The organism is Paenibacillus anaericanus (genome assembly GCF_003994475.1).
In the GTDB taxonomy this organism is placed as follows: Bacteria; Bacillota; Bacilli; order Paenibacillales; family Paenibacillaceae; genus Fontibacillus; species Fontibacillus anaericanus.
Window position 1 is genome coordinate 51,004 of sequence record NZ_RZNY01000014.1, and the last position, 13,932, is coordinate 64,935.

The 13,932-nt window shown below is 43.5% G+C and carries 12 protein-coding genes; 11 read left to right on the plus strand and 1 reads right to left on the minus strand.

Annotated features, from left to right (window positions below; all coding sequences use genetic code 11):
* Positions 1-12 precede the first annotated feature (12 nt).
* From EJP82_RS16655 to EJP82_RS16705, 11 genes are all read left to right on the plus strand, one after another.
* Positions 13-1,059 carry an ABC transporter substrate-binding protein gene (locus EJP82_RS16655; RefSeq protein WP_127193207.1) on the plus strand — a complete coding sequence of 349 codons (1,047 nt, stop codon included), beginning with the start codon at positions 13-15 and terminating at the stop codon, positions 1,057-1,059.
* A gap of 192 nt (positions 1,060-1,251) precedes the next feature.
* Complete coding sequence (locus tag EJP82_RS16660) at positions 1,252-2,358, plus strand: PdaC/SigV domain-containing protein (RefSeq protein WP_127193208.1); 1,107 nt, start codon at positions 1,252-1,254, stop codon at positions 2,356-2,358.
* Between the two features lie 286 nt (positions 2,359-2,644).
* The gene (locus EJP82_RS16665) at positions 2,645-3,379 is read left to right on the plus strand and encodes an HAD family hydrolase (RefSeq protein ID WP_246054203.1); all 735 of its coding nucleotides are present in this window, start codon (positions 2,645-2,647) and stop codon (positions 3,377-3,379) included.
* A gap of 15 nt (positions 3,380-3,394) precedes the next feature.
* Positions 3,395-4,252 carry a MurR/RpiR family transcriptional regulator gene (locus EJP82_RS16670; protein WP_127193209.1) on the plus strand — a complete coding sequence of 286 codons (858 nt, stop codon included), beginning with the start codon at positions 3,395-3,397 and terminating at the stop codon, positions 4,250-4,252.
* A 21-nt stretch (positions 4,253-4,273) separates the two neighbouring features.
* Positions 4,274-5,008, plus strand: coding sequence for an MBL fold metallo-hydrolase (locus tag EJP82_RS16675; protein WP_127193210.1), 735 nt, complete (start codon positions 4,274-4,276; stop codon positions 5,006-5,008).
* A 21-nt stretch (positions 5,009-5,029) separates the two neighbouring features.
* On the plus strand, positions 5,030-6,619 hold the full coding sequence (locus EJP82_RS16680) for an ABC transporter substrate-binding protein (protein WP_127193211.1): 1,590 nt from the start codon (positions 5,030-5,032) through the stop codon (positions 6,617-6,619).
* Between the two features lie 20 nt (positions 6,620-6,639).
* Positions 6,640-7,584: an ABC transporter permease gene (locus EJP82_RS16685; protein WP_127193212.1), complete on the plus strand. Its 945-nt coding sequence runs from the start codon at positions 6,640-6,642 to the stop codon at positions 7,582-7,584.
* A gap of 4 nt (positions 7,585-7,588) precedes the next feature.
* Entirely contained in the window at positions 7,589-8,407 is an 819-nt protein-coding gene (locus EJP82_RS16690; protein WP_127193213.1) for an ABC transporter permease, read from the plus strand.
* Between the two features lie 11 nt (positions 8,408-8,418).
* A complete protein-coding gene (locus EJP82_RS16695; protein ID WP_127193214.1) occupies positions 8,419-9,402 on the plus strand; it encodes an ABC transporter ATP-binding protein in 984 nt (327 codons plus the stop codon).
* Entirely contained in the window at positions 9,399-10,355 is a 957-nt protein-coding gene (locus EJP82_RS16700; RefSeq protein ID WP_127193215.1) for an ABC transporter ATP-binding protein, read from the plus strand. The genes EJP82_RS16695 and EJP82_RS16700 overlap by 4 nt, the downstream gene beginning before the upstream one ends.
* A gap of 19 nt (positions 10,356-10,374) precedes the next feature.
* Entirely contained in the window at positions 10,375-11,187 is an 813-nt protein-coding gene (locus EJP82_RS16705) for a metallophosphoesterase (protein ID WP_127193216.1), read from the plus strand.
* Positions 11,188-11,285: 98 nt separating this feature from the next.
* On the opposite strand, the gene EJP82_RS16710 is transcribed toward EJP82_RS16705, so the two are convergent.
* Complete coding sequence (locus EJP82_RS16710; RefSeq protein ID WP_127193217.1) at positions 11,286-13,814, minus strand: beta-mannosidase; 2,529 nt, start codon at positions 13,812-13,814, stop codon at positions 11,286-11,288.
* Between the last annotated feature and the right edge of the window lie 118 nt (positions 13,815-13,932).

Genomic DNA, 13,932 nt, shown 5'->3' on the forward strand with positions numbered 1-13,932 from the left:
GAAGATAAAGAATTGAAAAAAATGAGATGGGCTGGCCTTATGCTAGCAGTAATGATGGTGCTTACGTTGTTGTCTGGTTGTGGATCGTCTAAAGAGACGCTAAATATTTACAGTTGGGCTGATAACTTTGACGAGGAAGTTCTCAAGGAATTTGAGAAACAGTTTGATGTAAAGATTAATTATGACGTATTTGCCAACAACGAAGATTTGCTAGCTAAGATCAAAGCCGGAGGTAATGGCTATGATTTGATCCAGCCGTCCGATTATATGGTGGCAACGATGATTAAGCAGGATCTTCTGGAGCCGCTGAATAAGGACAATATTCCGAATTGGACGAATATCTCAGACACGTATAAGAATCCTTCTTTTGACCCTGATAATAAATACTCTCTTGTATACATGTCAGGGGTGACAGGAATTGCTTACAATACGAAGTATGTGAAGGAAGAAATCAGTAGTTGGGCAGATCTCTGGAATCCTGAGTATAAGGGCAAAGTCATTTTACTGGATGATAACCGTGAGATGATTGGTATGGCGCTTAAAAAAGCAGGACTGTCGAACAGTACTACTGATGAGGCACAAATTACTGCGGCTGTAGACGACTTGAAAACTTTACTGCCGAGTGTATTAGCTTTTGATACAGATAACATCAAGCAGAAAATGATTCAAGAAGAGGGTTGGATTGCTACGGTATGGTCCGGGGATGCTTCAGTCATAGCCCAGAACAACCCTGATGTTGCTTTTGTGATCCCTAAAGAGGGTGGAACAATCTGGTCAGATAACTACGCTATTCCTAAAGGTTCGAAACATAAAGAACTAGCAGAGAAATTCATTAATTACATGCTTGACCCTGAAGTCAGCGCGAAAAATTATGAATCCATCGGATACAGTGACCCTAATACGAAGGCAACACCGTTTCACACTGAAGAATACAATAATGACAAGATGATTAACCTATCGGAAGAGGAACTTTCTCGCACCGAATGGCTAGGTGATGTAGGCGAGATGCTACAAGTCTATGATCGCTTCTGGACTGAACTAAAGAGCGGTCGAGAGTAATTTAATATATCACTGAACAGAACCGGCTTCGCCGTCCTTAAAGGGATGGCAAAGTCGGTTTTTTGTTTATGTTGTAAGGATTTTATTGATGAGTACATGCTTACGAATTGCCACTTCCGGTTGTAGGAGGCATTATTTTATGAAGGACGGGAAATAATTGGAGTATACAATTGAAGGGGGACAACGAAGAGAATGAAGTTGAGGACTACGATGATCTATAGATTGTTAGCGATCTGGATGGCAGTTTTGTTGCTAGGAAGTTTGTTAGTTATTCCTGCGGGAGCTTCACCGACAGTGGGAACGGAGCAGCAGGAGCCTGGTGCGACCCAGACAGTTAACGTCACTGTAAAAGGCAAGCCACTGAAGCAGCGTGGAATTCAAGGTGAAGAAGGGGTGCTGGTTCCGCTGGAGTTAATCCATAAAGGATTAAAGCTCCCGGTTAAGTATGATGCTAACAACAAGGCTTATACGATTAGAAGACAAAATGTAACCGTGCAACTTCAACCTGGAGAAGGTGGGGCGAAAGCAACGGTCAACGGAAGTACGCAAATTTTCCCGTATGAGTGGAAGGAAATTGGCGGCAAGCCCTATGTTTCGGTTAAGGTGCTGACCGACCATCTAGGATATACTTCTCAGTGGAACGCGGCGACAAAGACATTGGATTTAGTGCCACACCGTATGAACGATATTAAGGTGAGCACTGTATCGATTATTAAATCAATTCCTGAGGCAACAATTAATGTACAGTATCCGCAGGTTAGCGGTTTGCGGAACAAGGCAGCCGAAAAACGAATAAATACGTTACTAAAGTCTAAGGCGGACACTTTTGTGGAAAATGCGCTTAAGGAGGCCAAGGCGAGCCAGCCTTCGCCCAATGGGAGCAAGTATGAGTATCTGGGCAACTACACCGTAACTTACAATAGAGATGGCATGCTGAGCATTTTGGAGCAGACTTATGCCTACACCGGAGGAGCACATGGCAATAGCGTCCGGGAAGGGTTTAACTTCCGTCTGAGTGATGGCAAGCTAGTGCCACTGGATGAACTGCTTCGTGCGAACCCGCAGTATCGGAATATCGTGGATCCTTCAATTAAGAAACAGTTTGAGCAAACCGAAGGTTATTTTGGCAACTTCACCACGATTGGTCCTAACCCATCTTACTACTTGAAGGACAATGGCGTCGTCATCTTCTTCCAGTTGTATGAGTATGTACCTTACGTTAACGGTTTCGCTGAATTTTACTTCCCGTTTACAGAGTTGCTACCCGCAGGGGCTAATCCATTTGACTTTAAAGTCTGATCCTACTAACGGAAAACGCAAGTAGATAAAAACGACAGAAGCTGTGCTCTAAGTAGACTTTCTACATGGAGGCAGCTTCTTTATTATTATGCACGGTTGCTTTCTCGCACTGAATATTCATATTCAAACATTAAATCTCATGTAGATTTAGTGTTTTTTTATTTATTTTGAATTTTAAGAGCTTTACGAAAAGCATAAATTAATTTAATTTTCGACAAATATTTTATATCTAAGATGAATGTGAAGGGAAAATAACATTTTGATAAATATGAAGGAAATCCTACGAATGGGAGAAGTGGACGCAGCTATGATTCAGTACTTATGGTTCGACCTAGGCTACACCTTGGTCAAGACAAATCGGGAAGAGGTCTATCAGAAGACGCTGGAAAGGTTTGACGCCATCAGAACATTGGATGAAATTACGATGGCATATCATCGGGCAGATAAATTATTTATGAGGGAGTATCAAGGAGTTCTGGGCAAGGACAGCAAGGTGTTTATGCCCTGGTACACGGGAACTTTAAATTACTTCTTACAGCTTTCGCTACCAATTGAGGAGGTAATCCGGGTTCAGCTGGCTGTGGCAAAGGAACAACCGGTACAGTGGCAAGCTTTCGATTTTACCAAATCAACGCTTCAACATTTAAGAGAACTGGGTTACAAACTGGGTTTGATTTCTAACTGGAATCATACAGCACGTGAAGTACTTGCGCGAAACGGACTTTTAGAGGAATTCGATGAAATTATTATCTCTTCGGAAGTAGGGATTGAGAAGCCTGATTCGGCGATATTTGAATTGGCTTTCGCTAAAGGCAAGGTAACAGCGGAACAGTCCTTGTATATAGGTGACAATTATTACGATGACGTTAGGGGTTGTCAGAAGGTTGGTATGAACTGTCTGCTGATTAATCCTTATGAGAAACAGGGTATCGAAGAACTAGACTACCAGCATGTAATTCCTAACATCCAAGACGTGGTCTCTTACTTGGGGCACTCTCAGGTTCCCCTTGAAATTAAATAGTTTGGAGCAGTCAGGATGGCGACGATTAAGGATAGGATACAGGAACAATTTGAAACTTTAAGTTCAGGGCAAAAAAGAGTAGCTCATTATATTCAAAATCATATGCAGGAAGTCGCGTTGCAATCAGCACATAAGATCGCGATGAAATCGGGTGTTAGTGAGGCTACAGTTCATCGGTTAGCCCAAGCCCTTTCATACTCAAGCTTTTCTGGAATGCATCAAGATATCCAGCAATTTGTCCTTAGGGATCAACGGGCGGTTAACAATTTTGTCCAATCAACAAGTCAGCAAGAGGAAACGTGGTTAGAGAAGCACTTCACACAGGAGATTGAGAATATTCGTGAAACGATGCTGCAGGTGGACAAGGCGCAGATTCATCAGGTGGTCAAGTCGCTGCTGCAAGCTGATCGGATATGGGTTGCTGGGTGGAGAATGGGTTTGTCCGTAACTTCTTTTTTCAGTTTTGTTCTGAAATACATGTTAGGGAACTGTGAATTGATCCCTCAAGGAGGGGTTGCGGAATACGCATCTTATATTCAAAAGAATGATGTCGTGTTTGCATGCGGATTCCCAAGATATTGTACTAGAACATTGAAAGTATCCAAATTAGCGAAGGAGCAAGGGGCGACGGTTATCGTGCTTACCGACTCCATTCTCTCACCTTTTGCGAAGTTAGCTGATCTGACACTATTGGCGCAATGCAAATCTACGGGGTTCCTGGATTCCTATACGGCATCTCTCTCGGTAGTTAACGCCATTATCAACGAAATTTCGTATTTGGAAAAAGATCGGGTGAAACACAACATTGAAAAGATGGAGCTTATGTTTCAGGAGTTCCAGGATAGCTTCGAGTGGATGAGTAGAACGAAGTGATCCAGGGGGAAGGACATTGCGATGGAGTTAACAGTTATCGGTCATTGGGGAGCATACCCCGAGAAAAATGAAGCCACATCAGGCTATTTAATAGAGCATCAGGGAAGAAAAATTTTGTTGGATTGCGGGAGTGGTGTACTTTCAGGGCTGCAAAATTATGTAATGCTTGAGGATTTGGATGCGGTATTCATTACTCATTTGCACGCAGATCATATTGCAGATATGTATAGTTTGGAATTTGCCACCCTGATTCTGATGCAGATAGGAAAGCGTGCCTTACCACTGGATATCTATGTTTATTGTCAGGATCTGACCAAGCTTGATTTTTGTTATCCGGAATATGTGAATGTTCATCCCATTGATCTTCAACGAACTGTAGCTATCGGGGAATTGACCATTACATTTGCTGAAAATGTTCACGATGTTCCAAGTTGTGCGGTTAAAGTCAATTCCGAGGATGGAAAATGTCTTGTTTATTCCGGTGATACAGGGTATTGCCAGAGCATTGTTGAGTTTTCACGAGGTTCAGATGTACTAGTGCTGGAAAGCAGCTTCTACAATATCCAAAAGGGTCTGAATAATGGTCATTTGACGGCTGGAGAAGCAGGGGAAATTGCTGCTATCGCTCAGACAGGACAATTGATACTAACGCATCTTCCTCATTATGGAGACCATAACCAACTGGTAGTTGAAGCCTCTAGCCATTACGACAGACAGATTCAATTAGCTTATTGCGGTATGAAACTGACTATTTAATTTAGAAAGGGGTTCTTAATCTTGACAACATTCAGGAAAAAATTTGCTCTTGGTATATCAACGCTTTCTATTCTGGCAATCATCATTTCGGGGTGCGGTAGTAACACGGGGTCAACAAACACTTCGAATGGTGCATCGGCTGAGAGTCAAACCAATACGGATCAGGCACAGAATACGGCTGGCCAGGCTAAGGCGGGTGGCGCGGTACGTGTTGCGATGACGACCGAGCCGGACAATCTTGATCCTTATCTATCCGCTGCGACGGATACCCAATCTATGATGGACAATGTATTTGACGGATTGTTTGAAGCGGGTGAGAACAGTGACCTGATTCCAGCCATTGCATCGTCCTATCAGGTGTCAGATGACGGATTGACTTATACCTTTACCTTGAAACAAGGCATTGTATTCCATGACGGTTCTGAGCTTACCGCTGAGGATGTGTACTACTCTTACGCTAAATTATCGGGTCTTAATGGCCAAGAGCCGCTATCATCGAAATTTTCTTCAATTGCGAGTATAGATACACCTGATGATTATACGGTTGTTATCCAATTGAAAGATAAGGATGCTGCCTTTCTAGCCGCCAATATCGTCGCGATTGTACCCAAGGATTATGAGCAACAGAGTGAACAACCGATCGGTGCTGGACCTTATAAGCTTGCTGAATATAAACCAGGACAACAACTTGTCTTAGAGAAAAATGAAAACTTCTATGATAAAGAGCATGCTCCAGTACTCGATAAAGTTGAATTCAAAATTATGCCTGATTCAAATTCAGCCGTACTCGCCTTGCAGTCTGGAGACATCGATATGATTCCAGGTATTACGGCACAAGGAGTACTTCAATTAGGCGACGGATATACAGTGGTATCTGGGCCACAAAATATGGTGCAACTCATGGCATTAAATAATTCCGTTAAACCATTAAATGATGTGAAGGTCCGTCAGGCGATTAACTATGCCATTGATAAGGATGTCATTATTCAGACTGTTGCTGAAGGAAACGGGACGAAATTAGGTTCAAATATGAGTCCTGCCATGAAGATGTATTTTCAAGATGGCTTAGAAGATTACTATACGCCGAGTATCGATAAAGCTAAGCAACTATTAAAGGAAGCAGGCTATGAAAATGGATTTGATTTAACACTAACGGTTCCATCAAATTATCAATTTCATGTCGATACGGCCCAAGTCATCGCAGATCAGCTGAAGAATGTAGGTATTAAAGTCACTATTAAGCAAGTTGAATGGAGTAGCTGGCTAGAGGATGTATATAACAATGCCAAGTACGAAGCTACGATTGTTGGATTAACGGGCAAGCTTGATCCACATGAAGTATTAGGAAGATATGAAACAAACTATGCTAAGAACTTCTTTAAATTTAGTAATAGTGACTTTGATAAGTTAGTCAATCAAGGAAAGACAGAAATCGATGAGGTCAAAAGAGTTGATTTATATAAGCAAGCTCAGACCGTATTAACTGAACAGGCAGTGGCTGTCTATATCATGGACCCTAGCCGAACCGTAGCGATGAAGGGCAATTTGCAGGGCTTCAAAATGTACCCGGTGCAAAAATACAATTTTGCCGAGATGTACTACACAGAATAATAAAGTAGGGGAAATGATCCTTGAGATTTTATATTCGAAAGCTGGTTGCATTTGTTTCGACACTGATACTTGTTTCAGTTATTACCTTTCTAGTATTTCAAATCTTGCCGGGGGATCCTGCTCAAATCATTCTAGGTGTGGATGCAGACCCTCAGCAGATTGCCGCCCTGCGTGAAACTATGGGACTTGATCGATCAGCGGGAGAACGTTATCTAACGTGGATTAAGGATACGCTATCGGGTGATTTCGGGACTTCCATTCGTTATCACAGACCGGTAGCCGACATGTTAGTGGAGCGCCTTCCGGTTACGCTATCGCTAGCTTTGTTTTCCCTGGGGTTGACCCTGCTCGTAGGGCTTCCCCTAGGGATCTATATTGCAAGAAAAGACGGTAAATTGTCGGCACTTCTCTTATCACTTTTTACTCAGCTTGGTGTGTCTATACCCTCATTTTGGTTAGCTTTTATTCTTATTTTACTATTTTCCGTAACACTCAAACTATTTCCGACCTACGGATATACGCCTTGGAGTGAAGATCCGATTGGAGCGATCAAATCGCTGTTCTTACCTTCGCTTGCCCTGGCTATTCCGGGGATTGCCGTAGTGATTCGCTATTTAAGAAATACGCTGCTAGATCAATCTCGTATGGACTATGTACGGACTGCAAGAAGTAAGGGTCAACATGAGCAGGGAATCATGTATCGTCATATTTTACGTAATGCACTTATTCCGGTTATTACAATTGTAGGTTTATTAATTGCGGATACACTGGGAGGCAGTATCGTGGTTGAAAACGTGTTTGCACTCCCTGGAATCGGGAGTTTGCTCGTTACCTCAATAGGTACAAGGGACTTACCACTGGTACAAACGATGGTGCTATACATTGCAATTATTGTCGTCAGTATTAACTTTATCATCGATATTCTCTATAAGGTCATCGATCCTCGTATTCGATTGAAAAGGTGAAGATATGAACTTTAAGCAATTATTCAAAAGTAAGCCGTTGGTGATAGGAAGTTCTCTAATTGGAGCATTGCTGATGCTGATGCTTATCAGTTTGTTCTATACGCCTTATGGACCTAACGAGATGAATCCTAGCATGCGTTTGGCGGGTCCGCAGCTAACTCATTTATTCGGGACCGATAACTTCGGTCGGGATATCTTCAGTCGAATCATGAATGGGGCGCAAACCGCATTTCTTATCGGTTTTAGTTCCGTGGCCATTGGATTAGTGTTTGGGGTATTGATTGGTGCGATTGCGGGGTATTTTGGCGGTTGGTTGGACGAAATTATTATGCGCATCATCGATGCCATGCTAGCATTTCCAGGTATACTGCTGGCGATTATGCTAGTATCCGTATTTGGCCCCGGGCTTAATAATACCATTATCGCATTGGGGATTATGAGTATCCCTTCATTTTCGCGGATTGCCCGTAGCGGCTTTATCCAGTACAAGGAATTTGATTTTGTCAAAGCATCTATAGCTAAAGGGGCAGGAGCACTGCGTATTATCTTTTATCATATCCTGCCGAATATGGTGTCATCTCTCGTTGTTGCGACTTCACTAAGATTCTCGGGATCGATTCTAGCGGAAGCAGGATTAAGCTATTTGGGACTTGGAGTACAACCTCCGAATCCAAGCTGGGGCAGAATGCTGAATGAGGCACAACCTTTTATGATAAATGCTCCTTGGTATGTCTTGATTACAGGTATGGTCATTACAATCATGGTTCTTGGTTTCAATTTAATAGGTGACGGAATTCGCGATCTTTACGACAGGAAGGGCTAGGGGGACGATCAGTGGAGCCAGCTCTATTGGCAATGCAGGATATAGAAGTGGCATTTTCCGTTGGGAAGAAAGACTATCCTGCTCTGCAGGGCATCTCATTCGAGGTTCGGGAAAAAGAAGTGTTGGGTATTGTCGGTGAATCCGGTTGTGGAAAAAGTCTCACTTCATTATCAGTGATGGGGCTATTACCTGGTGCGGCTAAAATTTCAAAGGGCAAGATTGTGTTAGGTGACTCGGATGTGACTAACTTGACGGCGGAGGCCTGGTGCAAGATCAGAGGGAAACAAATATCGATGATCTTTCAGGACCCCATGACAGCCTTGAATCCGTTAGTACCCATAGGCAGACAGATTGAGGAGACCGTTCTGATTCATTCGGCTATCTCGAAAAAGGAGGCCAAGCAGCGGGCCCTCGAAATGATGACCAAAGTGGGTCTTTCTAGAGTGGAGCAGCTATATCATGAATATCCTCATCAACTATCCGGTGGAATGAGACAAAGAGTCATGATTGCCATGGCGCTCATTTGCGAGCCGCAGCTGTTGATTGCCGACGAGCCAACAACAGCGCTGGATGTGACTATTCAGGCACAGATTCTTGATCTGCTTCGGCAAATGAACCAAGAGACAGGTACAGCAATTATATTTATATCCCATGATCTAGGAGTCATCCGTGAAGTATGTGATCGAGTGATTGTGATGTATGCCGGATATATCGTAGAGGACGCCCCTGTGGCGGAATTATTAGAAGCGCCCAAACATCCCTATACCCTCGGATTGCTACAGTCGATCCCTGATATAGAGAAGAGAGGTCAGCCCTTGTATACCATATCCGGACGCGTGCCGGCGATTACCGAGCGGTCAACGGGGTGTCCATTTGTGGGACGTTGTTCAAGTGCTTCCCCTACATGTGAACGAAGTGTTCCTGATCTTGCACCCGTGTCGGATACTCATCGTGTTCGCTGCCATCTGTATTCAGAAGTAGGTGAAGTTATATGACTGAACCTTTGGTCCGGGTAAAGTCCTTATCGAAACATTACGAGGTATCAAGACAAGGACTGCTGGAAGAGAAACAATATGTTAGAGCTGTGGACGACATTTCTTTTGAGATTGGTCAAGGGGAGACCTTTGGCTTAGTTGGTGAAAGTGGCTGTGGCAAATCAACAACAGGACAAATGCTGGTCCATCTGTTGCAGCACACGAAGGGGAACATCTACTTTGGTGAACGGAATATTACGGATATTCCGAAAAAAGCGATGAAATCACTGCGTCAGGAACTGCAAATTGTATTCCAGGATCCTTATTCCTCATTAAATCCGAAAAAACAAATCGGCTGGCTCTTAGAAGAGCCCTTAATTATTCATAAAATTGGCGACAAGACAACGCGGCAAAAAATGGTGGCAGAAGTGTTAGAGCAGGTTGGATTGGATCCAAGTTATCTCAAACGCTACCCTCATGAATTAAGTGGTGGACAAAGGCAAAGGGTAGGGATTGCCTCCGCCTTGGTCTTAAACCCTAGGTTTATCGTCATCGATGAAGCGGTGTCTGCATTGGATGTATCGGTTCAGTCACAAATTTTGAATCTACTGAAAGAATTACAGCAAAAACGCGGATTAACCTATCTTTTTATTTCGCATGATCTCAATGTCGTTCAATATATGAGCGATCGGGTAGGCGTTATGTACCTGGGAAAAATAGTAGAAATATTCGATGTCGAGTCAGGTGCTGAACCACTTCATCCATACACTCGGGCGTTATTTTCAGCTATACCCAATGTGAAAGGTGAAAGGAAGGAACGGGTCCTGCTAAAAGGGGATGTTCCTAATCCAATTCATCCGCCGAAGGGTTGTACATTTCACCCGAGATGCCCATTTGCAATGGAGAAGTGTAAGCAGGAGGCGCCAATATTACAACCGCATGATTCTAGTCATCATGTTAGCTGTCATTTATAAGAGGAGGCGGAAGTAGCCGATGAAAATAGGAGTTATATCAGATCTACATGTTGACCTTAATGAGCAGCCTGAAGATTTACTGATTGAAGAGATATTGCTGCAAGTAGTTCGTTCAAGTAGGCTTGATTATCTTATTATAGCTGGAGATATTTCCAATGATGTAAGTCGGAGTATTGCTGTTCTAAATATGCTTCAGGCAGTGTCGGGTATTCCCGTGCTGTTCGTTCCTGGAAATCATGATTATTGGAGTAAAGATAACGGAGTGACGGATACATGGGAAATTTACAGACAGTTTCAGTCCTTTGAAGGATGTCTAAATGAAAAACCGTTTGAGCTGGGCAACGATTGGGTCGTAATCGGAAATTCAGGCTGGTACGATTATACGATGGGTGAGCCGAAATACAGCTTTGAAGATTTCGAGAAGATGCATGCGATGGATCGGACATGGCAGGATAGTATTTATGTCAAATGGGGCATGGGTAACCGTGAAATCCACCGCTATTTCTATCAACATCTGGAGAATGAATTGGAGAAATACCGTAACAAGAAGATTATTATGGTGACGCATATGTTAACTCATCCGCATTTCAAGGCACCTATTGATCACCCGCAGTGGCAGTATTTTAACGCCTTCCTGGGAAGTAATGAGTATGCGACATTGTATCACAAATATCAGGTGCGCTATGGCATTATGGGACATGTCCATTATCGGAAAAGATATACCGAGCAAGAGACAGAGATGATCTGCGCCTGCCTAGGATATCGCAAAGAATGGAGCGGGACAGAAGCGATCAAAGAAATACAAAATTGTCTGCAGATCATTTCCATTTAGGAGACTTATTCGATGATAAAAAATATAGAAGCTGCCTCTAAGTAGAATTTCTACATGGAGGCAGCTTCTGTGTTTAATGGGGACATATCTTATCTAACTTATTTGATGAAATCTGCCATAGAACGCACGGTCAGATTTTCCGCTGCTGAAGGAGAGAATGGCTTACCTTCCTTGCCCCTTGCCTGGAATTGTACAGTGACAGGTTGGCCTGGAATTAGGTCAAAGAAGTTGTCGCTAAAGAGGCCTTCAGTTTGAGTGGACAACCATACTCCTCTGGCTAGAACATCACTTTCTAGCGTGTAGATGCCTGCAGCCTCATCATATGTTCTGCATGTAATCTTTGCAACCGGAAGCTTACTCTCCTGAGTCGCTGTGAAAAAGTACATTTTGCGATCCAGTACTTGATCGCCCTGCTCCAAGGTTGCCCGAAGCACGACTTCCTGATTGTCGCTGGTTCCTATCCACTCGGCTTTGTTTACAGACTTAACTAGCGTCGCGGAGTTTGGTTCCACACTTATTTGCTGCTCCAACGTCTTGAGCAATTGACCACCCAAATCAAATGATTCTATTACAAGCTTACCATCCAATGGGGTCAGAACATCGGACACAACATGAATATCTAAATTCTCGGTGCTACTGCCATCAATGGAGACCATGATGTCACGCATACTATTCTTAATATAATATTGGGCAGCTTTCCAGCGGCCGAAGTAATCCATACTCGCCCAAGAAGCTACCGGCCAGCAATCATTGATTTGCCAGTATAGAGAGCCCATGCAATAAGGCTTGTTTCGGCGGTGGGCTTCGATCGCTGTCTTCATGGCTTCTGCCTGAAGGATTTGGCTCATGTAGAGGAAGGAGGAGAAATCCTTCGGCTCCGGTAAATACATATCCATATACTGTTTGATTAGTCGGTTACCATCATTATTGCGTTGGTGGCACAGCATGACAGCAGATTCCAGCTCCATATCAGAAGGCTCAGCATAGGTGTATACGGATTTCTCTTCCGGGAAGGACTGGAACCCGTACTCACTCATGAATCGTCCAACTTTAGCATTGTAATTCTCAAACAGCTCCGCTGCATGCCATACTCCCCAATAATGAATATCGCCCGTGCTAGATAATGCATGTGAATGCTGATCTTTATTCTCTGTTAAAGCTTGCAGCGGTGAGGAAGGCCAGTAGGCTACATTGTGATGTAACTTGCCTACGGCTTCGGGAAGCAACTGATGGAAAATGGCTTCATAATCAGACCAAATTTGCTCCCGCTGCTGCTCGTTATAACTTTGCTTCCAGCCCCATCCGGCATGCTCGTCAAAATGTGCCCAAGCGGAGTCCATCTCATTGTTACCGCACCATAAGGCAATGGAAGGATGGTTCCGAAGTCGCTTGATATTCTCTTCCGCTTCGATCTGAACGTTGTGAAGAAAAGCTTCGTCTCCAGGATACATGCTGCAGGCGAACATGAAATCTTGCCACACGAGTATTCCGTATTCATCGCACAATTCATAGAATACATCTTGCTCATAGATGCCACCGCCCCATACGCGAAGCATATTCATGTTGCTTATAGCCGCACTGGCGATTTCGTGCTCGTATCTTTCTTTGGTCACCCGCGAAGCAAAGCTATCATTTGGAATGTGGTTAGCACCTTTAGCAAAGACAGGAATACCATTCAACTCGAAGTAAAAAGAACTACCCTTCTCATCCTTCTTCCGAATGAGGTTGATGGTTCTCAGACCGGTTCGTACAGTCCGTTCTGCTAATGAATTGCCCGCGTGATTAAATTCCACTTTGAATTCGTACAGATGTGGCTCTCCTAACCCACGTGACCACCATAGGTCAGGGTTAGTTATTTCGAATTCGTGATTGATGTGGTTGGTTCCCGGGGTGAGATCCACATTTAGCTCCCATTCTAAGCTTTTGGTAGACAGTTTAATTAAACCTGAGTAGGCCTGAGCGCTCTCCACTTCGATGACAGCAGTCAATTTCGCAAGCTGAGGAGTGACCTCTTTTTGCTCCATGTACAGATCGGTGATCTTCACTTCAGACCAAGCTTCTAAACGGGTTTCGCGCCAAATACCACTCGTGACAAATCGTGGACCCCAATCCCAGCCGTAATGGTAAGGGGCTTTACGTGCAAATATGCTGACCTTTTTATCGGCTAACCCTCCACCTTCCGACTGGTCGTTTGGTGCTGGTAAAGCGTACCCTAGAGCCTCAAGCTTAGGTAAGTCCTCTGCAATCGGTGACCGGAAAGTGATATGAAGCTGATTGTTACGGGGGTGCAATAAGTTATGTACATCTACACTCCAAGTACGAAACATATTATCAGCAGACAGCACTGCCTTACCGTTTAAAGTTACATCTGCATAGGTATCGAGACCTTCAAATATAAGCTCCACATGTCGATGATTCAACAAAGCTTCATCCGCATCAAATAAAGCTACATATTCCCAATCTTTCTTGTCGATCCACTGTACATTTTGTTCATTTGTTCCATTGAAGGGATCAGCAATAATTCCATTGTCCAGCAAATCAGTATGAACGCAGCCCGGTACAGTTGCCGGGAGCCACTCTGTATCGTCGCAAGCTTTAAATTTCCAGTTATTCAGGATTAGTTTCATAGGTTCATTTCATCCTTCCGTTTTCGTTTGAAGTGACCTCATTATACAATGGTCCAAAATTAACGTAAACTATATTTGTGTTTATTTTGTTCATAATGTAAAGTTGGTGTAGATAAAG